The organism is Aeromonas sp. FDAARGOS 1402 (genome assembly GCF_019046925.1).
Lineage (GTDB): Bacteria > Pseudomonadota > Gammaproteobacteria > Enterobacterales > Aeromonadaceae > Aeromonas > Aeromonas caviae.
Window position 1 is genome coordinate 3,677,065 of record NZ_CP077201.1, and the last position, 21,844, is coordinate 3,698,908.

The 21,844-nt window shown below is 61.1% G+C and carries 17 protein-coding genes; 9 read left to right on the forward strand and 8 right to left on the reverse strand.

The features are described 5' to 3' along the window. The first annotated feature begins 202 nt into the window (after window positions 1-202). On the forward strand, window positions 203-3,373 hold the full coding sequence (locus I6L32_RS17285) for a response regulator (protein WP_216944237.1): 3,171 nt from the start codon (window positions 203-205) through the stop codon (window positions 3,371-3,373). Then, window positions 3,370-4,386: an HD domain-containing phosphohydrolase gene (locus tag I6L32_RS17290; protein ID WP_045524850.1), complete on the forward strand. Its 1,017-nt coding sequence runs from the start codon at window positions 3,370-3,372 to the stop codon at window positions 4,384-4,386. The genes I6L32_RS17285 and I6L32_RS17290 overlap by 4 nt, the downstream gene beginning before the upstream one ends. Here the strand turns inward: I6L32_RS17290 and I6L32_RS17295 are convergent. The 5 genes from I6L32_RS17295 to I6L32_RS17315 form a co-directional block, all read right to left on the reverse strand. Beyond that, window positions 4,362-5,006: an MBL fold metallo-hydrolase gene (locus I6L32_RS17295; RefSeq protein ID WP_216944238.1), complete on the reverse strand. Its 645-nt coding sequence runs from the start codon at window positions 5,004-5,006 to the stop codon at window positions 4,362-4,364. The genes I6L32_RS17290 and I6L32_RS17295 overlap by 25 nt on opposite strands. Next, entirely contained in the window at window positions 5,000-6,130 is a 1,131-nt protein-coding gene (gene mnmH / locus I6L32_RS17300) for a tRNA 2-selenouridine(34) synthase MnmH (RefSeq protein WP_125117262.1), read from the reverse strand. Before mnmH ends, I6L32_RS17295 begins: the two co-directional genes overlap by 7 nt. After that, window positions 6,127-7,164, reverse strand: coding sequence for a selenide, water dikinase SelD (selD, locus tag I6L32_RS17305; protein ID WP_045524852.1), 1,038 nt, complete (start codon window positions 7,162-7,164; stop codon window positions 6,127-6,129). Before selD ends, mnmH begins: the two co-directional genes overlap by 4 nt. A gap of 348 nt (window positions 7,165-7,512) precedes the next feature. Then, the gene (locus I6L32_RS17310; RefSeq protein WP_216944239.1) at window positions 7,513-8,697 is read right to left on the reverse strand and encodes an acyltransferase; all 1,185 of its coding nucleotides are present in this window, start codon (window positions 8,695-8,697) and stop codon (window positions 7,513-7,515) included. Window positions 8,698-8,931: 234 nt separating this feature from the next. Next, window positions 8,932-9,785, reverse strand: a protein-coding gene (locus I6L32_RS17315; protein WP_216944240.1) for an IS5 family transposase whose coding sequence is annotated in 2 segments (ribosomal slippage) — window positions 8,932-9,443 and window positions 9,443-9,785 — 855 coding nt in all. Because the reading frame shifts where the segments join, the coding sequence is not laid out codon by codon here. 101 nt (window positions 9,786-9,886) lie between these two features. Between I6L32_RS17315 and I6L32_RS17320 the strand changes: the two genes are divergently transcribed. Next, entirely contained in the window at window positions 9,887-10,531 is a 645-nt protein-coding gene (locus I6L32_RS17320) for a glutathione S-transferase family protein (protein ID WP_216944241.1), read from the forward strand. A gap of 481 nt (window positions 10,532-11,012) precedes the next feature. Here I6L32_RS17320 and I6L32_RS17325 read toward each other — a convergent pair whose 3' ends face one another. Together I6L32_RS17325 and I6L32_RS17330 are read right to left on the reverse strand one after the other, a co-directional pair. Continuing rightward, window positions 11,013-12,206, reverse strand: coding sequence for a class I SAM-dependent methyltransferase (locus tag I6L32_RS17325; protein WP_039039155.1), 1,194 nt, complete (start codon window positions 12,204-12,206; stop codon window positions 11,013-11,015). A 188-nt stretch (window positions 12,207-12,394) separates the two neighbouring features. Further along, on the reverse strand, window positions 12,395-13,825 hold the full coding sequence (locus I6L32_RS17330; protein WP_103243130.1) for a methyl-accepting chemotaxis protein: 1,431 nt from the start codon (window positions 13,823-13,825) through the stop codon (window positions 12,395-12,397). An 85-nt stretch (window positions 13,826-13,910) separates the two neighbouring features. On the opposite strand from I6L32_RS17330, the gene I6L32_RS17335 reads away from it, so the two are divergent. Both I6L32_RS17335 and I6L32_RS17340 read left to right on the forward strand, forming a co-directional pair. After that, window positions 13,911-14,183 carry an acylphosphatase gene (locus tag I6L32_RS17335; RefSeq protein ID WP_010674727.1) on the forward strand — a complete coding sequence of 91 codons (273 nt, stop codon included), beginning with the start codon at window positions 13,911-13,913 and terminating at the stop codon, window positions 14,181-14,183. A 12-nt stretch (window positions 14,184-14,195) separates the two neighbouring features. Beyond that, window positions 14,196-14,930 carry a CHAD domain-containing protein gene (locus I6L32_RS17340; RefSeq protein WP_216944242.1) on the forward strand — a complete coding sequence of 245 codons (735 nt, stop codon included), beginning with the start codon at window positions 14,196-14,198 and terminating at the stop codon, window positions 14,928-14,930. Window positions 14,931-15,001: 71 nt separating this feature from the next. Here I6L32_RS17340 and metG read toward each other — a convergent pair whose 3' ends face one another. After that, window positions 15,002-17,035 (reverse strand): methionine--tRNA ligase, encoded by a 2,034-nt coding sequence (gene metG / locus I6L32_RS17345; protein WP_216944243.1) that lies wholly within the window; start codon window positions 17,033-17,035, stop codon window positions 15,002-15,004. Between the two features lie 185 nt (window positions 17,036-17,220). Here metG and apbC point away from each other — a divergent pair, with 185 nt between their 5' ends. The 4 genes from apbC to I6L32_RS17365 all read left to right on the forward strand — a co-directional run bounded on the left by apbC (window position 17,221) and on the right by I6L32_RS17365 (window position 21,494). Then, complete coding sequence (gene apbC / locus I6L32_RS17350) at window positions 17,221-18,303, forward strand: iron-sulfur cluster carrier protein ApbC (RefSeq protein ID WP_216944244.1); 1,083 nt, start codon at window positions 17,221-17,223, stop codon at window positions 18,301-18,303. Between the two features lie 108 nt (window positions 18,304-18,411). Beyond that, window positions 18,412-19,056: a uridine kinase gene (gene udk, locus I6L32_RS17355; protein WP_010674731.1), complete on the forward strand. Its 645-nt coding sequence runs from the start codon at window positions 18,412-18,414 to the stop codon at window positions 19,054-19,056. Window positions 19,057-19,119: 63 nt separating this feature from the next. Beyond that, complete coding sequence (gene dcd, locus I6L32_RS17360) at window positions 19,120-19,701, forward strand: dCTP deaminase (RefSeq protein ID WP_010674732.1); 582 nt, start codon at window positions 19,120-19,122, stop codon at window positions 19,699-19,701. A gap of 320 nt (window positions 19,702-20,021) precedes the next feature. Then, the gene (locus tag I6L32_RS17365) at window positions 20,022-21,494 is read left to right on the forward strand and encodes an inorganic phosphate transporter (protein WP_045524860.1); all 1,473 of its coding nucleotides are present in this window, start codon (window positions 20,022-20,024) and stop codon (window positions 21,492-21,494) included. The last annotated feature ends 350 nt before the right edge of the window (window positions 21,495-21,844 follow it).

Below are 21,844 nucleotides of genomic sequence, written 5' to 3' on the forward strand. Positions count from 1 at the left end.
GACAACGAACTTTCCTGTGAAGAGGCCACCCAATCGGGTGGCCTCTTTGTTTTTACAGCATTTTTTCCGGGAAAATAAAATACTCAAACAGCACTATTGGTCTTTACTTGAAGGCATGATTGACAGCAGGACACGTGTTGTGGTGCTCTGATGTTCAAAAAGTACTCGGGCAAGTCCATTTTTCGGGGCGATGTTGACCGTTATGAAAGGAATCGTACGGACATATATCCTGCTGTTTTCACCTATTCTGCTGTTGGTCCTGGCAGGTGGCTATCTGCTGGGCAATGCACTGATCGAGCGCGAGCTCTATCGCGTTCGCAGCGATGAGAGCACCTTCCTGGCGCTTGCCAGCGGCCGCCTTGACGGCGAGCTGGCGGTGCCGCTGCGCCATGTGCGCAGCATGTCGGAAGAACCCATCCTGCTCGAAGCGGCGGCTCGCAATGACCGTGACACCCTGGCCGTCCAGTTCACCATCCTGCTGAACCGCAATCCCGACTATGCCCAGGTGCGTTGGCTTGCCCCGGATGGCATGGAGCGGGTGCGCATCGATCGCCAGGGCCAGCGTCTGTGGCGTGTGACGGACGACCAGTTGCAGAACAAGGGGGAGCGTTACTACTTTCGCGATGCCATGGCGCTGCCCTGGGAGCGGGTCTACGTCTCGCCGCTCGATCTCAACGTTGAACACGGAGTGATCGATCGCCCCTTCAACCCCATGATCCGCATTGCCAAGCGTCTGCGCCTTGGGGGACGTGATCTTGGTCTGCTGCTAATCAACGTCCAGGCTGCCCGTATGCTCAAGGAGTTTGCCGACAACCGCGGCAAGGCAGCCGATCACATTATGCTGTTCAACCAGGACGGATACTGGCTGCGCAGCCCGGACCCATCCCGGGAGTGGGGCTTCATGCTCGAGCGCCCGGATCTGACTCTGAAGCAGACTTCTCCCCAGGCCTGGCAGGCGTTCTGGGACGCATCAAACGGCCAGATGGAGTCTGCCGACGGACTCTGGAGCTGGACCACCCTGTACCCGGCACAGAATCATGATCAGCTGATCTGGAAAGCCGCGTCCCTGGTGCCGCACAGCGAGCTGCAGGCCATTCGCACTCATATCTGGGGGATCATCTTGGCCGCCAGCGCCGTGCTGCTGCTGTTGTTTGGTGCCGGTGTGGCTGCACTGGTGCGCAGCAGGCACAAGGAGCAACTGGCCCAGCAGGAAGCGGCCAGGTTGGCACAGGTCAAAGGTGATTTCATCGCCAACATGAGCCACGAGATCCGCACCCCCATGAACGCCATCATGGGGCTGACCTACCTGCTCGAACAGGGAGGGCTCGACGATGGTCAACATGCCCTGGTGCGCAAAATCCACCAGGCCGGGCAGGCGCTGCTCGGGATCATCAACGACATCCTTGATTTCTCCAAGATTGAGTCGGGTCGGCTCGAACTTGAACGGGTGCCATTCAGTCTCGAAGAGGTGCTCGATCACGTGGCGGCCATCATGTCCACCTGCGTTGGCCAGAAGCACCTCGAACTGGTGGTGAGCAGTGCCCCCGAGCCGGTTTCCCATCTGATTGGGGACGCCCTGCGCCTCGAGCAGGTGCTGCTCAACCTGACCGGCAATGCCATCAAGTTTACCGAACGCGGCGAGGTGGAGGTCAAGGTTGTGCTGGAATCAGAGCAAGACGGCATGGCCACCTTGCTGTTTCGGGTGCGCGACACCGGGATCGGCATTCCCCCCGAGCAGCAGGCCAACATTTTCAATGCATTCTCCCAGGCAGACTCCTCCACCAGTCGCCGCTTCGGGGGCACCGGGCTTGGTCTGACCATCAGTCGCCGCCTGGTGAATCTGATGGGGGGGGACATCGGCGTCACCAGCGAGCTTGGCAAGGGGAGCGAATTCTGGTTCCGCGTCCGGCTGGAGCAGGTGGAGCGGCCCGAGGCCTTGAACGAGCGCCTGCAGCACATCTCGCTGCTCATTGCCGACGACAATCAGGTGACCCGCGACGCCCTGTCGATGACGGTGGGTTCCCTCGGATGGCAGTCGCGGGTGGTGGAGTCCGGTGAGCAGGCGCTGCACCATCTGCTGCGCCAGGGGGAGCGTTTCGACGTGATCCTGCTGGACTGGATCATGCCGGGCATGGACGGGCTCGAGACCTGCCTGGCCATTCGCCGCGCCTTCGAGCAGCAGGAGCGTTCACCCATCATCATCATGGCGACCGCCTATTCCCAGGATGAACTGATGCACCGCCCCGGCTCGGATCAGGTGGATCTGGTACTGCACAAACCGGTCACCGGCTCCAGTCTTTACAATGCGGTGGCGCGTCTCATCCACGAGAAGCGCGAGCATGTGGAGCCCCTTGAGAGTGGTCAGCGCCGTCTGCGCCTGCCGGGCGTACACATACTGCTGGTGGATGACAGCGACATCAACCTGGAGGTGGCGACCCGCTTGCTGCAACGGGAGGGGGCCGAGGTGATCACCGCCATCGACGGGGAGCGAGCCCTGGCCTGCCTGGCAGATCCGGCCCGGCGCATCGATCTGGTGCTCATGGATGTGCAGATGCCGGTGATGGATGGCTACGAGGCGACCCGTCGCCTGCGCCTGCTGCCGGGGCGGGAGGAGACTCCCGTGCTGGCTCTCACCGCAGGGGTATTCAAGGATCAGCGGGAGGCGGCATTGGCCTCTGGCATGAACGACTTCATCGCCAAGCCGCTCGATGTGGAGCAGCTCATCGCGACCTTGCTGCGTTATCTGCCGGACGTTGTCCTGCCGCTCACCGTGAACGACGAGCTACTCCCCCACGAGCCGGTGGCCGGCATCGATATCGATACCGGACTGCGTAACTGGGGTGAAGCCTCGGTCTATCTTAAATACCTGCGGCGTTTTCGCGATGACTACATGACGGTCGGTACCGTGTTGCCGGGTTACATCGCCCAGCACGAGACCGATGCGGCCGCGAGCCTGACCCACAAGCTCAAGGGGGTGGCGGGCAGCCTGTCGCTCACCGATGTGGCGCGTATCAGTGCCGAGTTGAACGAGGCCATCGAGCAGGGGAGCGATACCAGCCAGCTTATCGCACCCTTCCTCGAGGCCCTGGAGCGGGCACAACACTCCATCGATACCTATGCCGGGCGCGAGCCGGGCGCGGTCAGTTCCCCGCTGGCCCAGGGGGAAGCGCGGGAGGTCTGCCTGCACGCCCTGCATCAGGCCCTGGTGAGCGAGGATCTGGATCTGATTGAGCCGGCGCTGAGCCAGGCAAGGAGTCACTTGCCTTGCGAGCTGGTGAGCGAAATAAGTGCAGCCCTGGAGCTGTTCGATATCCCGTTCGCCACCCGCAAGCTGGAGGATTATCTGGAGGATCGGGAGGAACCTGCGCCATGAGTCGACCGCGCGTGTTGATCATCGACGACGAGCCGAGCAACCTCGGGTTGCTGCGGCAAATCCTCAAAGAGGAGTACAACCTCTTCTTTGCCAAAGGGGGAGAGGAGGGGTTGGCCGCCGTGGGGCGTCACGAGCCGGCACTTATCCTGCTGGACGTGCGCATGCCCGACATGGATGGTTACGAAGTGTGCCGCCGGCTCAAGGCCGATCCGGCTCACGCCGGGATCCCGGTGCTCTTTATCACCGCGAGCGACAACGCAGACAGCGAGAGCCAGGGGTTCGAGGCGGGCGGAGTGGATTATATCTACAAGCCGGTCTGTCCGAGCACGGTGCGTGCCCGGGTGCGCAATCATCTCTCCCTGGTGCGCCTCGATCAGCTCGAGTGCAGCTATCGCACCGCCATCGTCATGCTGAGCGAGGCGGGCCACTACAACGACACCGACACCGGGGTGCATATCTGGCGCATGGCCGCTTACGCCCGGGCCCTGGCTGATGCGGCGGGCTGGAGCCCGGAGCAGTCGGATCTGCTGGAGCTGGCAGCCCCCATGCACGACATGGGCAAGATTGGTATCCCTGACCACATCCTCAAGAAGCCCGGTCCCCTCACCGAGGAGGAGTGGATCATCATGCGAAGTCACCCGCGCATCGGTTACGAGATCCTGAGGCGATCCGATGCCCCCATCTTTCGCATGGCGGCGGAGATTGCCCTGCACCACCACGAGAAATGGGACGGCTCGGGCTACCCCGCTGGCGAGACCGGTGAGGGGATCCCCGAGGCGTCGCGGATAGTGGCCATCGCTGACGTCTTTGACGCCCTGAGCGTGCGTCGTCCCTACAAGGAGCCCTGGCCCCTGGACCGGGTGCTGGCTACCATGCGCGATGGTGCAGGCCAGCACTTCGATCCCCGGCTGCTCTCCCGTTTTCTCGAGATCATGCCGGAGATCTTGCGCCTCAAGGCGCAATGGGATGCCCGCGAGGAGCGGGGGGATTACCAGATGGGCTGTGTCAGATAGGGATTGCTGGCCCGTTCGTGACCAAAGGTGGAGCTCGGGCCATGGCCCGGAATAAAGACGATCTCATCGCCAAGGGGCAGCAGGGTCTCGGTGATCGACTTGATCAGCGTCCCGTGATCCCCGCGCGGGAAATCGGTGCGGCCTATGCTGCCGGCAAAGAGCACATCCCCCACCCATGCGAGGTGTTCTGCCTGGCAGAGCAGCACGATGTGGCCCGGAGTGTGGCCCGGGCAGAAATAGACATCCAGCTCGCACCGGCCCAGCTGCACCTTGTCACCCTGTGCAAGCCAGTGATCGGGGGTGAAGGCCGGTGTGTGGGAGAAGCCGAACATCTGACTCTGCTGGGGCAGGATATCGAGCCAGAAGGCATCCTCCTTGTGGGGGCCGGTAATGGCGACACCGGTTCTCTCGCGCAGCTCGGCGGCGGCGCCCACGTGATCCAGATGGCCGTGGGTCAGCAGGATATGGGTGAGGGTCAGCCCCCGTTTGGCTATGGCAGCCAGCAGCTTGTCCGCCTCGCCGCCGGGATCGACGAGGGCAGCCTGGCGGGTCTCGTCACACCAGATAAGGGAACAATTCTGGGCGAACTGGGTGACCGGGATCACCTCGAACTTCAACATGTGGGACTCTCCTGAGGGGTCTGAAGGGGGGAGCGTTTGGCGAAGAAGGCGAGGCAGGCCTCCTTGTCACCACGAAACAGGATCCGCTCGCGCTTGTTGTCCAGCTGATAGCGGTACATGGGGTCATAGTAGCGAGTCAGCAGCAGCCTGATCCAGACCAGATGGGCGCGGGTGTCCCCGCTCTGGGCCTGTTCCCTGAGGGCGGCCTGCAACAGCCCATCGAGTTCGCGATAATCCTTGTCCCCGAGTCGGCGCTTGAGCCTGGCCATGGCGTCGGTGAGGTAGCCGGCAAACAGCGGCCAGCCTGCATCTGGCCCATGGAACTCCAGATAGCGCAGCCAGAGATCCTGCACGTAATCGGTGCGGATCTGCTCGGCCCGTGCCTCCTGCGGCACCTCCACCACCACCAGAGGAGCCCGGCACATGGCCTCATAAAGGTTGAGTGGCAGGGCGCAGCGACCGATGAGACGGCTCTCGTCTTCCAGCACAAACTGTGATTCCCCCCGGTTGCGACGCTGAAGCAGCTCGATGGCAAGCCGGTTTTCGAAGTCGATGTTGCCGGGTTGCCCACCCGGCAGCTGGCCAAACGACGACCCCCTGTGACGGGCGTGCCCTTCCAGATCCACCGCCTGGGTGATGTGCGCCAGCATGTGGGTCTTGCCGGAGCCGGTCATGCCGGTCAGCACGGTCCAGTCGCACTCTGCACTGGCCTTCGCCTGGGTCTCGATGAGAAAGTGGCGCAGCGCCTTGTAGCCGCCCGCGACCCGGGGGCGGGTGATGCCGGCCTCGGCCAGCCACTGCTGCACTGTCTGGGAGCGCAGGCCGCCGCGAAAACAGTAGAGCAGGGCGTCGGGTTGCTGGCGCAACCTGGCCAGCCAGCCTTCCATGCGCGCGGCGCGCACCGCGCCACCCACCAGTTGATGGCCCAGGGTGATGGCTGCGGCCTGTCCCTCCTGCTTGTAACAGGTACCGACCCGGGCACGCTCCTCGTCCGTCATCAGCGGCAGGCTGACAGCGGTGGGAAAGGCCCCTTCCTTGAACTCGACGGGGGCACGCAGATCGATGAGTGGAACCTCATCCAAAAAGATCTGGGCGTAATCCGTGGCCAGTGGCAGGGCACTCATTGGACAACCTCGATGAACTGGTTGCCGGTGCGGGCCTGCAACTGGCCGATGGGAGAGAGGGTCAGCCCTGCCTGTGCGGCAATGGCAAGGAGCTCGGCTTCACTTTCTTTACCGACGGCTACCAGCAGGCCGCCGCTGGTCTGCGGGTCGCACAGGATGTTGCGGGTGCGATCATCCATGGCGCCCAGCTTGTCACCATAGGAGTCGAAGTTGCGCAGGGTACCGCCCGGTACGCAGCCCTCACTCAGGTAGTAATCCACCTCGTCAAGCAGCGGCAGCGCCTTGAAGTCCAGACGGGCACTGACGCCGGAACCTTCGCACATCTCCAGCAGGTGGCCTGCCAGTCCAAAACCGGTCACGTCGGTCATGGCGTGCACGCCGGGTAAGGCGGCGAAGCGCTGGCCAATCTTGTTGAGGGTGCACATGGCATCCGGGGCCAGTTGCTCATGCTCGGGCTTGAGCTTGCCCTTCTTCTGAGCTGTGGTGAGGATGCCGATGCCAAGGGGCTTGGTCAGATAGAGGGTGTCGCCCACCTGGGCGGTGTCATTCTGCTTGATGGCGTCGAGTGGCACGATACCGGTCACCGCAAGACCGAAGATGGGCTCGGGGGCGTCGATGCTGTGGCCACCGGCGAGCGAGATACCCGCCTCGTGGCACACCTGGCGGCCGCCGTCGATCACCTGCTGGGCCACTTCCGGCGCCAGCGTGTTGATGGGCCAGCCGAGGATGGCGATGGCGACGATGGGCTTGCCGCCCATGGCATAGATGTCGCTGATGGCATTGGTGGCGGCGATGCGACCGAAGGTGAAGGGATCGTCGACGATGGGCATGAAGAAGTCGGTGGTGGAGACGATGCCCTGGCCGTTGCCGATATCGACCACGGCGGCGTCATCTTTGCTGCTGTTGCCGACCACCAGGGTGGGGTCGTCAAAGCCCGGGATCTGGCTCTTCAAGATGGTGTCGAGCACCTTGGGGGAGATTTTGCAACCGCAGCCAGCGCCGTGGCTGTATTGGGTCAGACGAATGGAAGACATGCTTTCCCCTTGTGTGGGCAGACTTGCGTGTACAAATAACTGCTGTGGCACCGTCAAATGTGCGCGCAAAAATAGGGTGGCCCTGGCGGCCTGTGAACACAGTGATGTCAGGCTGCCTGGCAGGACGGGAGGAGGGCAAGGATGCGCCGGCGAAGCCCCGCCGAGGACCACAGGACGGGCCATTATGCCACAGACGGCCCTCTTGATTCGAACTGGAATTCACACAAAGCGCAGGGGATTGTCGGGTTCAAAAAGAGCCGTACTCTTCGCCTTGCTCTGGCTAGTCCCACTTTGAGCCGCCCCGACGGCGTGCCTGTCTTGCATCGGGGCAGCATGTGGTGACGGAAGCTAGCCAGCTTGCTCCATCACTGGTTGGGGAGCCTTGCCTAGCCGGCGCAGGCGCCGTTGCAGCGGCCGCTCCAGCAGGGTGTAGCTCAGCGCCGAGAGCCCGATCAGTACCGCCAGCATCAACAAGGTGGCCAACACCCCCAGCAAAGGGTTGGTCTGGGCGTACCACCACGCAGTGAGCCCCGGCGCCAGAGAGTGGACAAGCTCGCAGCCGGTGAGCAACACCAGGGCGTGGAGCAGGTAGATGGAGTAGGAGAGATCCCCTAGCCAGTTGGTGAAGCGGTTGTCCAGGAGACGCAGCAGCGGGCTCTGGCGATCACCCTGGGCTGCGGCAATCCAGATCAGCAACACGTAGGCGCTGATCAGCAGCAGGGTCAGCTGCGGCGTCATGGTGAACTGCATCAGCGCGAAGGGGAGCAAAAAGGCGAGCAGCAGCGGCAGATCCCGCTGCATCATGGGCCACTGGCGGGCAGCCTTCACCTTCGGCAGCAGCCAGAGGCCGAGCACGAATTCACTCACCCCGCGCCCGATGGCCAGCGCTCCGCTGGTGACATCCAGGGTACCGCGACTGTGCACGATAAAGGCCAGCACCGTCAGGGCCAGCAAGGGGGCGAGGTTGCTCCAGCGGCTGCGGGTGACGGCGAGGGGAATGAGCAGCGGAAACAGCAGATAGCTAATCCACTCCACGCTGAGGGACCAGGCGGCGAAGTTCCAGGTCAATCCGTGATCGGTCACCACCTGCAGCAGCAACAGGCTGCTTGGCAGCGCCTCGGCCGGGGTAAAGGGGGAACCAAAAGGAGGCATCCCCTCCCACTCCCACATCTTGAACAGGGGGCCGGCGTAGAAGCCAATCCCGTGGTGGGCCTTGTAGAGCTCCCAGCCAACCAGCAGCAGCAGGGTCACCAGGTAGAGGGGATACACCCGGGTGAGCCGCAGCCAGAGGAAGCGGCCATAACCAATGGTGCGGGGCGTGCGGGTGAAAGCCTCCCCGTAGACGTGGGCCAGCACCAGCCCGCTCAAAATAAAGAAGAGATCGACCCAGAGGTAGCCGTTCTCGATGAGTTGGGTGTGGCCGGCGATCGACTCCATCCACTGGGGAAAGAGCAGCAAGCGGGCGTGGAACAGCACCACCATCAGGGCAGCGATGCCCCGCAGCGGCGTCAACAGCGGCAATGATTGATTCATGACGGGATCCTTGATGATGTTCAGCTTGGCCTGACATCGATTTTTGTTGTGGTGCCGCTCATCAACCCTGATGAGTCGGCTGCCCCGGCTTGGCGGCCACAGGCGGGATCACTCTACCTAAAAGAGAGTCATACGAGTGTGATTGCCGTCATGAATGGGCGTTTATCATCCCAAAACCAGCATGGGATAGGGACGCATCGAAAATAGAGAGGGGATCTAGACTATGCTGTGTTCTCAAAATGCTGGTTTTCTGTCCACACATAACTCGCGCAAGTAGCGAAGGCAGAAAGCCAGTTTGATAAAGGCTGCAAAACTCTTGGCTAGCTTTTCATATCTCGTTGAAAACCGGCGAAACTTCTTCAACCAACCGAAGCACCGCTCCACGACATTGCGCCTGCGGTAATGCACCTTGTCCAGTACCAATGGAGGCCCCTTATGGCGCCGTTGCTGGTCGCTGCGTTGCGGAATGACCGCTTTTATCCTTCTCCGCCGTAGCTCGGCTCGAAAGGCTTTGCTGCTATAGGCCTTGTCTGCGGCAAGATGCGCTGGCCGTGTTCGGTAGCGACCTGATGACGTTGGTATCCTCGCCATGGCCAACGCGCTTGTTGCATAGCTGATTTCTGCTGATTGCCCCGGTGACAGGCAGAAGCTCAGTGGTAAGCCATGACCGTCCGTGACCAAGTGAATTTTGCTGCCGAAACCTCCCCGCGAACGGCCAAGGGCTTGATTCATTGAGGTGTTTTTTTACGTGCACCGGCAGCATCTTTGGATGCTCTGACATTGGAGCCGTCCAGGCACCACAGGTCGAAATCGATGAGCCCTTCTTCATTGAGCTTGAGTTGCAGCGCTTCCAGAATGGCATCAATCCGGCCTGCATCCTGCCAACGCCGGAAGGTGTTGTAGACCGAATTCCATGGTCCGAAACGTTCTGGAAGGTCTCGCCAAGGAGCTCCGGTGTGGAGTATCCAGAGAATGCCATCGAGCACTTGGCGCGGTTCACGGGTAGGGCGCCCGATCAGGCTTCGAGAAGGAAACTGGGGCTCGATAAGCCCCCATTGTGCATCAGTCAGCTGATAACGGCGGGACACGGAATGGATCTTAAGCTGTTGAGAAGATGTGAGATTATATCTTCATCACTTTAAGAACACAGCCTAGGGAAGTCATCCCTCTGAGCGTCAGGAACATCCTCATGAAACTCTATGCCCACCCCTTTTCGTCCTACAGCCAGAAAGTGCTGATCGCTCTCTACGAGAATACCACCCTGTTCGAGTACCGGAATCTCGAAGAGCCGGAGGCGAGCGCCGAACTTGCCGCCCTCTGGCCACTCAAGCGCTTCCCGATGTTGCTGGATGATGGTCGCTGCATCCTCGAGAGCAGCACCATCGTCGCCCATCTGCAGGCGCACCATCCGGGCCCCGTCAGCCTGATCCCGCCTGGCGATGCGGGTCTGGAGGTGCATATGCTGGATCGGATCTTCGACAACTATGTGATGACGCCGATGCAAAAAGTGGTGCTGGATGCACTGCGCCCGGCCGCTGATCGCGACCGCTATGGCGTAGTGGAGGCCCGCGAGCTGCTCAATCAGATCTACCCCTGGCTTGATCAGCGACTGGAAGGGCGCCACTGGATTGCCGGCGCAGACTTCACGCTGGCCGATTGCGCCGCCGCCCCCTCGCTCTTCTACGCCGACTGGGCCCACGAGATCCCGGCTGGCTATGGCCGTCTGCGTGCCTATCGCGCCCGTCTGCTCAATCATCCCTCCATCGTGCGGGTGGTGGAGGAGGCGAGGCCATTTCGACACTACTTCCCGCTGGGCGCGCCGGCGCGTGATTGAGCGGGATGACTTGTGGTGGGCGAGTATTGTCGCCCCAGGCAATGTGCGAGGCGGACAGGGGCATGGCGTGATCCATTGCAGGGGAAAACAGCAATATTCATTCAAATGAGTGGGTATGCGTTTATGGCTGATATTTCCCCGAGGATTTTAGAATGTTGATGCGTAATATTTCATGCTTTTGCATAAAAAAATGCCGGGCATGTCTCTGCTGGCGGGTTGTGTATGCCATGCCTGGGGTGAAAGAGAGATGAGAATCGGGTTAACGATGCGGCAACCTTTAATTGAGGATGGCTGTCGTCAGTCGAAGAGGAGAGATGGGGGCAGCAATCGCTGTTGGTGGCAAAGTCGGGGGGAGGTTATCTCTTTGGCGGCTGCATAAAAAAAGCCCGCTACGATCGCGGGCTTTTTGATGACTAGCAGAACCCAGTCCTGGCCCGGATTTGGAACCGGGGACAAGGGGGACAGCGCTGGTCTGCTCGGCTTAGCGGGCGCGCACCACCAGCCCCTTGAGGTAGAAGCCTTCCGGATAGGCGGTACCGATGGGGTGATCGGATGCCTGGGAGAGCAGCTCCAGGATCTGGGCATCACGGCCGGCATCGAGGGCCGCATCGGCCACTATCTTCTGGAACAGGCTCTGCTCCATCAGGCCGGAGCAGGAGTAGGTCAAGAGCACGCCACCCGGCGCCAGCAGCTGGAACGCCAGCATGTTGATGTCCTTGTAGCCGCGGCAGGCGCCCAGCAGCTGGGCCTTGCTCTCGGCAAACTTGGGTGGGTCCAGCACGATGACATCGAACTTCTCGCCCTTCTCGCGATATTCGCGCAAGAGCTTGAAGACGTCGTGACGCACGAACTGGGTGTTGCTGGTATCGAGACCGTTCAGTTCGGCGTTCTGGCGGGCGATGTCCAGCGCATTCTGGGAGAGATCGACGTTGACTACCTCCTTGGCACCGCCCTGGAGGGCATAGACCCCGAAACCGCCGGTGTAGCAGAAGCAGTTGAGCACCCGCTTGCCTTCAGTGTATTTCGCTGCGGCAAGGCGGTTGTCCCGCTGATCCAGATAGAAACCCGTCTTGTGACCGTTGCGAATATCTACCAGGATCTTGACGCCGCCATTCTCCTCGATGACCACGGGGTCGGTCGGGGTCTCGCCATGGATGACGCCGGTGCGCTCCTTCAGCCCTTCCTTCTTGCGCACGGCCACGTCGGAGCGCTCATAGATGCTGCACTCGGGGTAGAGGGTTCTCAGTGCTTGCGTGATCAGCTCACGCTGGAACTCGGCACCGGCGGAGAGGATCTGGCACACCAGGAAGTCGGCGTAGCGGTCGATGGTCAGGCCCGGCAGACCGTCGGATTCGGCGGCGCAGAGGCGATAGCCGGTGAGGCCCTGACGCTTGATGAGCCCGTCACGGGACTCCTGCGCGTATTTGAGGCGACGGATGAAGAAGTCGAGATCGACGCTCTCATCCTTGTCGAAGGTCCAGACCCGGGCACGGATCTGGGAGCTGCCGGACCAGGCGCCACGGGCGAGCCATTTGCCGTCATGGGTGAAGATCTCGACGGTATCGCCGTCAACGGGGTTGCCCTGCACCCGCTCAATGCCCTTGGAGAAGATCCAGGGGTGGCGACGCAGCAGGGATTTTTCGCGGCCTTTGACGAGATAGATGGAAGCGCTCATGGGTAGTTGCCGATGGTAGAAAAGAAGGGGGCATATAGTAGGGGCTGTGAGGGTAGGCACGCAAGCCGCGTCTACCGGGATCCGTGCATCCACACGCGGTCAGGGTCGGACGGGCTGTTTAGCGCGTCCCAAGCGCCTGGCCCAGACGCGGCAGGCCATCTGGACGATGGCCTGCTGGAGGGAGGGGGTCAGATCCGCAGGCCGGTGAGCGCCTGACCGAGTTCATTGGCGGTTCCCTTGAGGCCGGTGGTGCCGGCGACCGCCGCGCTGGCGGACTCCTCCACCCGGCTCGCCTCGTGGCGCACCTTGTCGAGGTTGCGGGTGATCTCCTCGGCCACCGAACTCTGCTCTTCGCTGGAGGTGGCGATCTGGGTGCTCATCTCCAGCACCGCATCGCTGTGGTTGCTGAGCCGCTCGATGTCCATGCCCACCTCGGTGATGAGCTGCTGGCTGTCGGCGGCGCGCCCTACAGTCTTTTCCATGATGTCGTTTAACGCCCCGGTCCCGGCCTGGAGCTCCTCGATCATCTGCTGGATTTCCACCGTGGCCTGCTGGGTGCGGCTGGCGAGGGTGCGCACCTCGTCGGCCACCACCGCAAAGCCGCGTCCCTGTTCACCAGCCCGGGCGGCCTCGATGGCAGCGTTGAGGGCCAGCAGGTTGGTTTGCTGGGAGATGGCGTTGATGACGTTGACCACTTCGTTGATGCGATTGGCGTTGTGAGTCAGCCGCTCGACCGCGCCCGAGGCATTGCCAATCTCGTCCGCCAGGGTGCGGATGGCGGTGATGGTGCGTGCCACCCGCTGTGCCCCGTGAGTCGCCTCGTCGCTGGACTGGCGGGTTTGCAGCAGGGTGTCGTTGGCGTTGCGGGCCACTTCCCGGATGGCGGCGGACATCTGCTCCATGGCGGCGGCCAGGGAGTCCATGTGCTGGCGTTGGGCGCGGGCAAGCTGCTCGCCGTCGCTGGCATGCTCGCGAAATTCGTCTGCGGCCAGGGTAAGGGCATCGGCGGACTCTTCCACCAGTTGCACTATCTTGTGCTGGCGGTCGGTGAAGGTGTCGATGCTGCCCGCCAGAATGGAGAACTCGTCGCGCACCGGGAAGAAATTGAGCCGGAAGGTGAGATCGCCGTTCGCCACCGTCTGCAATGCCTTGTTGGTGGAGTAGAGCGCCCCCGAGACGAAGGTCATCAGATAGTGGGTGATGAGGGCCAGCAGGGCGGCCAGCACCGCGATGATGGTGAGCGTGGTGCCCTGACCATCCCAGAGGGCGTAGTGACTCGTATCCAGGGTGCCGGAGACGACGCCCGCCTGTCCTGCGCTGGCGCCATAGCGATAGATGTCCCCCTGCTGGCTAAGGCCGGTGGCGGCGCCAGGCGTGAGTACGAGATCCGCGGGCAGGGTAAGGGTCGGCTGCTGGCTCACCAGCTGGGCCGTGGTCTCGACCCGCCCTTTTAGCTGATCCACTCTGAGCTGCATCGCCTGATCATGGCCGTCGGCCAGCAGATACCAGGTGAGGAAGGCGATGAACACCAGGGGGCACCAGAAGGTGATGAGAAATTTCTCGCTGATCGTGAGGTGAATGAGATAACGGTCAACCCACCGAAACTTTACTTCTTTCATAATGGTATTGCGTCCTGCAAGGGGAAGAGAGTGTCGCGCTCATTATCGCCCCGGGGAAAAATTACTTAAGGGAAAGGTGTGATAAATGGGAGAGCAATCGTTTGTCGTGCGGGTGTGGGGTCAGGTTCAGGGGGTGGGGTTTCGCTACTTCACCCGGGAGCGGGCGCTGCAACTGGGGCTGCGGGGGCATGCCTACAACCTGGAAGATGGCTCGGTGGAGATCCTGATTGCCGGTCCCGAACAGAAGGTACAGATGATGCTGGGCTGGCTTGAGCACGGGCCCCGAACCGCCACCGTCACCCGAATGGAGTGCACCCAGGCGTTGCCACCCACCGGAACCGGTTTTCATACCAACTAGCCGGGAGGGTTCATGGGGGAGAGCGGGATTGCGCAGGCCAACCGGCTCGTTGGGCAATATCGGGGGGCGACCCTGGCACTGCGCGAGCACAAGGGGATGGAAGAGGTGCATGCCTACCGGATAGCGGCCCGCCGCCTGCTGGCGCTGCTCGCCCTGTGGCGACCCCTCATTCATGAGCCCGAGCTGGAGCGGCAATTGACCCGTGCCGTCGGCACGCTCTCCGCCCTGCGCGATGCCCAGGTCTATGCGCAGCATCATGGTGGCTCGCTTCGGCAGAACCGCTTGCCACGGGTCCCCCTGTTGACCGGCCCGCTGGCCCGTTGGCTGGCCCGACTGGAAGAGGTACCCGTCGGTGTCGATCTCTTGCCGCTGTTTCAGCTGCATCTGGCGCTGTCACTGTCGGATGCACTGGCTAAGACCACCTCCCTTCCTGTGGGCATCAGGGCGAAACTTCGGTGCTGGCACCGGCTGCGTCTGGTGCTGAAACAGGCGCGCTACGGGATGGAGCTGCTGACGGCACAGGGGGGAGGGGATCCGGCCTGGTTGTCCATGCTGGTGAGCTGGCAGGAGCGGCTTGGGCAATTGCAGGACAGGCGCCAATGGCTCAGACGCCTTGGGGGCGAAACGGGGCGGGGCCAGCAACGGCGAGCCCTGAAAACAGAGATCCGCTGCCAACTACTGCAACTGGATTGCCATCAGGCGGAGCTGGTCGGCCTTCGCATGGCATTGCTGCAGAGCGGGCAGTAAGCACCCCACAAGATAAAAAAAGAGAGGCCATTGGCCTCTCTTTTCATTGGGACTGTCCGGGAAGGGGCGTATTACTTCACGCGCATGCCCGGCTGAGCACCTTCCTGGGGCTCGAGGATCCAGAGATCCTCGCCGCCCGGACCTGCCGCCAGCACCATGCCTTCGGACATGCCAAAGCGCATCTTGCGCGGGGCCAGGTTGGCCACCATCACGGTCAGCTTGCCTTCCAGATCTTCCGGGTTGTAGGCGGACTTGATACCGGCAAAGACCTGACGGGTTTCGCCGCCGATATCCAGCTGCAACTTCAGCAGCTTCTCGGCTTCCGGCACCGCTTCGGCTTTCTTGATCAGCGCCACCCGCAGGTCAATCTTGGCAAAGTCGTCGTAGGTGATGGTCTCGCTGATGGGATCGTCCACCAGGGGGCCTGCCGGCTTCTTGCTCTGCTCCTTGGCGAGATCTTCCTTGGACGCTTCCACCATGGCATCCACCTTGGCGGACTCGATGCGGGAGAAGAGTGCCTTGAAGGGGGCGACGCCGTGGTCGACCAGAGGGGCGGCGATGCCATCCCAGGTCAGGGTTTCGCCAAGGAAGGCTTCGGCGCGCTCGGCCAGTTGCGGCATGACGGGCTTCAAGTAGGCCATCAGCACGCGGAACAGGTTGATGCCGACGGAGCAGACGGCTTGCAGCTCGGCATCCGCCCCTTCCTGCTTGGCGATGACCCAGGGAGCCTTGTCGTCCACATAGCGGTTGGCCTTGTCGGCCAGGGCCATGATCTCGCGGATGGCGCGGCTGAATTCGCGCGCTTCATAGGCTTCGGCGATGCTGGCGCTGGCGTTGGCAAACTCGGCGTAGAGTGCGGGCTCGGCGCAGGTGGCGGCCAGCTTGCCGTCAAAACGCTTGGCGATAAAGCCGGCGTTGCGAGAGGCCAGGTTGACCAGCTTGTTGACCACGTCGGCGTTGACGCGGGAGACGAAGTCTTCGAGGTTCAAGTCCAGATCGTCGATGCGGCTGTTGAGCTTGGCGGCGTAGTAGTAACGCAGGCACTCCGGATCCAGGTGCTTGAGATAGGTGGACGCCTTGATGAAGGTGCCCTTGGACTTGGACATCTTGGCGCCGTTGACGGTCACATAGCCGTGAACATTGACCTTGGTCGGCTTGCGGAAGTTCGCGCCTTCCAGCATGGCCGGCCAGAACAGGCAGTGGAAGTAGGCGATGTCCTTGCCGATGAAGTGATAGAGCTCGGCGTCGGAGTCCGCTTTCCAGTAGCTGTCGAAGTCGATGTCGCCGCGCTTGTTGCACAGGTTCTTGAACGACGCCATGTAGCCGATGGGGGCGTCCAGCCAGACATAGAAGTACTTGCCGGGGGCACCGGGAATTTCGAAGCCGAAGTAGGGGGCGTCACGGGTGATGTCCCACTGCTGCAGGCCGCTTTCGAACCACTCTTGCATCTTGTTGGCCATCTCTTCCTGGATGGCGCCGGAGCCGCGTACCCAGTCGGCGAGCCAGGCTTCGAACTGGGGCAGGTCGAAGAAGTAGTGCTCGGAGTCCTTCATCACCGGGGTCGCACCGGAGACGGCGGATTTCGGATCAATCAGCTCGGTCGGGCTGTAGGTGGCGCCGCAAGCGTCGCAGTTGTCACCGTACTGATCGGGGGACTTGCACTTGGGGCAGGTGCCCTTGACGAAGCGATCCGGCAGGAACATGGATTTTTCCGGATCGAACAGTTGGGAGATAGTGCGGATCTTGATTTTGCCTGACTCTTTGAGGCGGCCATAGATCACGCCCGCCAGCTCGCGGTTCTCGTCACTGTGGGTGGAGTGGTAGTTGTCGAAGCTGATGTTGAAACCGGCAAAATCCCCCTGGTGCTCCTGGGAGACGGCGGCAATCATCTCTTCCGGCGAGATCCCCATCTGCTGAGCCTTGAGCATGATGGGCGTACCGTGGGCATCGTCGGCACAGACGAAATGCACCTGATGGCCACGCATTCGCTGATAACGAACCCAGATATCGGCCTGGATGTGTTCCAGCATGTGGCCGAGATGGATGGAGCCGTTGGCATAGGGGAGGGCGCAGGTTACCAGCATTCTACGAGGATCAGTTGCCATAATACGTTCTTTATGTGCCTGTTGGGATGATACAGTGCCGTGCATGTTACCCGAATTGGGGGCGGCCTGCCTAGGGTTGTGGCCCCCGGTGCCCTGACTGGCGGCATCACGATGACGTCGGCAAGCCACTGATTTATGTGCGGTAACCGTTCACCTCAGCATAACGACAACATAATGGGGAGTTAATGGTGATTGATTCAGTAAAACAGATCCTGGCCGAATTTAAGCCGGCAGGATGGGGCAAGGATCTGGTCGCGGCCGGTTTTGTGCGTTCCGTCGAGCGGCACGAACAGACCCTGGCCATCACGCTGGTGCTGCCCTTTGCCGGCCAGTCCCTGTTTGAACAGATCAAAGAGGAGTTCGATGCCCGGCTGCGCAGCTCAACCGGTGCGACCCGCATCGACTGGACGGGGGAGATAGACGTGGCCAGCATGCCCCGCGCGCAGCAACTGGCGGCGGTGCAGGGGATCCGCAATATCCTGGTGGTTGCCTCCGGCAAGGGAGGGGTGGGCAAGTCCACTACCGCGGTCAACCTGGCGCTGGCGCTGCAAAAAGAGGGGGCGCGGGTCGCCCTGCTGGATGCGGACATCTATGGCCCCTCCATCCCGACCATGACGGGGACCCTCAAGGAGCGCCCTGTCAGCTTTGATGGCAAGCTGATGGAGCCGGTGATGGCCTGCGGCATCAAGAGCAACAGCATCGGTTATCTGGTGGCCGAGCAGGATGCCACCATCTGGCGCGGTCCCATGGCGAGCAAGGCACTCGGGCAGATCCTGCACGAGACCCGCTGGGGCGAGGTGGACTACCTGGTGGTGGACATGCCCCCGGGCACTGGCGATATCCAGCTGACGCTGGCCCAGCAGGTGCCCACCACGGCGGCGGTGATCGTCACGACGCCCCAGGATGTGGCGCTGGCAGATGCCCGCAAGGGGATCGCCATGTTCAACAAGGTCAATGTGCCTGTGCTTGGCATCGTCGAGAACATGAGTTACCACGTCTGCAGCGCCTGCGGGCATCACGAGCCGTTGTTCGGTACCGGCGGTGGTCAGAAGATGGCGGAGCAGTATCACGTGGCGCTGCTTGGTCAGTTGCCGCTGCATATCGACATTCGCCAGCACATGGATGACGGCTGCCCCACCGTGTTCGGTGCGCCGGATGGCGAGCTGTCACAGACTTACCTGAAACTGGCTCGCCGGGTAGGGGCCGAGCTATATTTCAGCGCAAAACCGATTGCGACCCCGCTCTACACGGTGGCGCTGGACGAATAATCGGCGTTCGGCCAAGGGGGACGGATTTGGGGTGGGCATGGCCACCCCTTTTTCATATAATGGATCGGTTTAAACAATCCCCAGTGCTCTTCTCTTTAGGTATTTTCAATGTCTGATACTCAACATTCCTGCGTGATCATCGGTATTGCTGGTGCATCCGCGTCCGGCAAGAGTCTTATCGCCCAAACCATCTATGAAGAGCTGGTGGCCGAGCTGGGAGCGGGTCAGATTGGTGTGATCACCGAGGATTGCTACTACCGTGATCAGACCCACCTGACCATGGAAGAGCGGGTCAAGACCAACTATGACCACCCCAATGCCCTGGATCACGATCTGCTGGTGCAGCATCTGACCCAGCTGACGCAAGGGGAGGCGGTCAACATCCCCCAGTACTCCTATACCGAGCACACGCGCATGACCGAGGTCACCACCTTTGCACCGCGCCGTGTCATCATCCTCGAAGGGATACTGCTGTTGACTGACAGCCGCCTGCGCGAACTGATGGACGCCTCCATCTTCATGGATACCCCGCTCGACATCTGTTTGCTGCGTCGTCTGGTGCGCGATGTGCAGGAGCGCGGTCGTACCATGGACTCCGTGCTCAAGCAGTATCAGAAGACTGTGCGTCCCATGTTCATGCAGTTCATCGACCCGTCCAAGCAGTATGCCGACGTGATCGTGCCCCGTGGCGGCAAGAACCGTATCGCCATCGACATGCTCAAGGCGCGTATCCGCCATATGTTGATTGGTTGAGAGAAAACAAGCCGGGTGATGCCCGGCTTTTTTTAATGAATCTTTTGTCAGGAGAGTCGCAGAATGCGTCTTTGTGATACCGATATCGAACGGCACCTGGATGAAGGCAAGATCGTCATCGAGCCGCGGCCCGGTGTTGAGCGGATCAGCGGCGTCAGCGTCGATGTGCTGCTGGGCAACGAGTTTCGGGTGTTTCGCGATCATACCGCGCCTTATATCGACCTTGGCGGGACCAGTGCCGAGATGGCCGATGCCATCGAGCGGGTGATGAGCGAGGAGATCCACGTGCCGGACGGTGAAGCCTTCTATCTGCACCCGGGTCAGCTGGCGCTGGCGGTGACCTATGAATCGGTTACCTTGCCCGCCGATATCGTCGGCTGGCTGGATGGTCGTTCCTCCCTGGCGCGCCTCGGCCTCATGGTACACGTCACCGCCCACCGCATCGATCCGGGCTGGTCCGGTCGCATCGTGCTGGAGTTTTACAACGGCGGCAAGTTGCCTCTGGCCCTGCGTCCCAAGATGAAGATCGGTGCCCTGAACTTCGAGATGCTGTCAGGTACCGCGGCTCGCCCGTACAACAAACGGGAAAATGCCAAATACAAGAGTCAGCAAGGGGCTGTGGCCAGCCGGATCAACCAGGATTGATCTCCGCACCGTGCGGCTTGTCTATCGAGGAGGGTGCCAAGGCACCCTCTTTTTTATCTGACAAAAGGAAACGGGCGTGCCGAGCGGGTTGAAAGGCGGCCTTTTTAGGGACATTGAGCCTTGCTACGGCTTTGATTGGCGCCTATCCACAGCAATGGAATGGACATAAATTAATCCTCGACAAGCCCCGTTCCTACAGGCCCTAAGACATTTTCTGACGGAATGCCCTTTTTTTTTTTTGCTGAAATATTTCAACAACGGGTATGGCGCATCGAGCCTTCTGGCATAATCCGCCGCAACTCATAAACAGGTTCGTTTTTATGTTTGAAATGTTTAGTGGTTTGGGTTTGTGGTGGTCAATCGGTTTGGTATTGGCCGTTTTTTTTGTGCTGGCCTATGAATTCATCAACGGCTTTCATGATACCGCCAACGCGGTAGCAACGGTTATCTATACCAAGGCGATGCCGGCTCATATGGCGGTGGTGGCTTCCGGTCTGTTCAATTTCGCCGGTGTCATGCTGGGTGGATTGGGGGTGGCCTACGCCATCGTTCATCTGCTGCCCATCGATCTGCTGCTTGGCATGGACTCCACCCAGGGTCTGATCATGGTGTTCTCCCTGCTGTTCTCGGCCATCGTCTGGAACCTGGGAACCTGGTACTTCGGCATTCCGGCATCCAGCTCCCACACCCTGATCGGTTCCATCCTGGGGGTAGGAGGTGCCTATGCCCTGATCAGCCATCAACCCCTGAAAGAGGGTATCAACGTCGGCAAAGCCATCGACATCATGCTCTCTCTCATCATCTCTCCCACCGTGGGCTTCATCATTGCCGCCTTGCTGCTGTTCGCCATGAAGCGCGTATGGCTTGGCAGCAAGATCCACAAGACCCCGGAAGAGCGCCTGCTGGTGGACGGCAAGAAGCATCCACCGTTCTGGGCCCGTGTCACACTGATTTGTTCCGCAATGGGGGTGAGCTTCGTGCACGGCTCCAACGATGGTCAGAAAGGCATCGGTCTGGTGATGCTGGTGCTGATCTGCATGGCGCCTGCCTATTTTGCGCTGGACATGAACAGCCGCTCCTATGATCTGGACAGAACTCAGGATGCCAACCAGCGCATCATGGAGATCTACCAGCGTAACCAGGATCAGGTTTCCCATCTGGTGAACTTCAGTGTGCCTGCCAAAGCCCAGGAGGAGCTGATGAGCCACTGTGCGGCAGGGGAGGCCCTGCAGGCCATGGCGACCCTCGACAAGCGTCTGGGCCAGGTGCGCACCTACGAGGAGATGAACCTGGTGGATCGCCGCGAAGTGCGTCGCCTGCTGCTGTGCATCGACGACACTGCCCGCAAGGTCTCCAAATTGCCGCTGCCGGCCAAGGAGCTGACTGATCTTGCCAAATGGCGCAAGGATCTGACCGCCACGGCCGAATATGCGCCGACCTGGGTTATCGTGTCCATCGCGCTGGCGCTCGGTTGCGGCACCATGGTGGGCTGGCGTCGTATCGTCTACACGGTAGGGGAGAAGATCGGTTCCACCGGCATGACCTACAGCCAGGGCATTGCAGCCCAGATCACGGCCGCCGCGTCCATCGGGATTGCGAGTCTGACCGGGATGCCGGTGTCCACCACCCACATTCTCTCCTCTGCGGTGGCGGGGACCATGGTGGCCAACAAGTCCGGCCTGCAGAGCCAGACCATCAAGACCATTCTGCTTGCCTGGGTGCTGACATTGCCGCTCACCATGCTGCTCTCCGGCGGCCTGTTCCTGCTGAACAACCATCTCTTTGGCGGGTAAGCACGACAGTCATTGGAAATGAAACAAGGGCCTTCGGGCCCTTTTTTGTTGCCTGGTGAATATCACGTCATACGGCAATAGTTCAATGAGCGATGGCTATATGCCATCAGACAAGCAGTTGAACAGCCATATCTATCACCTCCTTGTTTCTCTACATCCCTGAACCACCCTGTTGTGCACAGTGAGGGCAGCATCCTTGTTACGAGCTGACACTTGCACGTGAAGCTGAAGGGAGGGCGTCCAACGGGTCTATGATCCTCACCAGAAATGATGAGAGTGAAGAGCGCCACAGGTTGCCCTATGTCTGGCATTCCCGTTCAACCTGGGTTGTCTCAGCCACCACTGAACAC

What these genes read in the sequence shown, in the direction of transcription:
- I6L32_RS17325 (WP_039039155.1), bottom strand. Translation starts at nt 12,206, where the DNA reads ATGAGCGCTTCCATCTATCTCGTCAAAGGCCGCGAAAAATCCCTGCTG.
- I6L32_RS17295 (WP_216944238.1), bottom strand. Translation starts at nt 5,006, where the DNA reads ATGTTGAAGTTCGAGGTGATCCCGGTCACCCAGTTCGCCCAGAATTGT.
- udk (WP_010674731.1), top strand. Translation starts at nt 18,412, where the DNA reads ATGTCTGATACTCAACATTCCTGCGTGATCATCGGTATTGCTGGTGCA.
- I6L32_RS17330 (WP_103243130.1), bottom strand. Translation starts at nt 13,825, where the DNA reads ATGAAAGAAGTAAAGTTTCGGTGGGTTGACCGTTATCTCATTCACCTC.
- I6L32_RS17340 (WP_216944242.1), top strand. Translation starts at nt 14,196, where the DNA reads ATGGGGGAGAGCGGGATTGCGCAGGCCAACCGGCTCGTTGGGCAATAT.
- I6L32_RS17365 (WP_045524860.1), top strand. Translation starts at nt 20,022, where the DNA reads ATGTTTGAAATGTTTAGTGGTTTGGGTTTGTGGTGGTCAATCGGTTTG.
- I6L32_RS17310 (WP_216944239.1), bottom strand. Translation starts at nt 8,697, where the DNA reads ATGAATCAATCATTGCCGCTGTTGACGCCGCTGCGGGGCATCGCTGCC.
- mnmH (WP_125117262.1), bottom strand. Translation starts at nt 6,130, where the DNA reads ATGAGTGCCCTGCCACTGGCCACGGATTACGCCCAGATCTTTTTGGAT.
- metG (WP_216944243.1), bottom strand. Translation starts at nt 17,035, where the DNA reads ATGGCAACTGATCCTCGTAGAATGCTGGTAACCTGCGCCCTCCCCTAT.
- apbC (WP_216944244.1), top strand. Translation starts at nt 17,221, where the DNA reads ATGGTGATTGATTCAGTAAAACAGATCCTGGCCGAATTTAAGCCGGCA.
- I6L32_RS17285 (WP_216944237.1), top strand. Translation starts at nt 203, where the DNA reads ATGAAAGGAATCGTACGGACATATATCCTGCTGTTTTCACCTATTCTG.
- selD (WP_045524852.1), bottom strand. Translation starts at nt 7,164, where the DNA reads ATGTCTTCCATTCGTCTGACCCAATACAGCCACGGCGCTGGCTGCGGT.
- I6L32_RS17320 (WP_216944241.1), top strand. Translation starts at nt 9,887, where the DNA reads ATGAAACTCTATGCCCACCCCTTTTCGTCCTACAGCCAGAAAGTGCTG.
- I6L32_RS17290 (WP_045524850.1), top strand. Translation starts at nt 3,370, where the DNA reads ATGAGTCGACCGCGCGTGTTGATCATCGACGACGAGCCGAGCAACCTC.
- I6L32_RS17335 (WP_010674727.1), top strand. Translation starts at nt 13,911, where the DNA reads ATGGGAGAGCAATCGTTTGTCGTGCGGGTGTGGGGTCAGGTTCAGGGG.
- dcd (WP_010674732.1), top strand. Translation starts at nt 19,120, where the DNA reads ATGCGTCTTTGTGATACCGATATCGAACGGCACCTGGATGAAGGCAAG.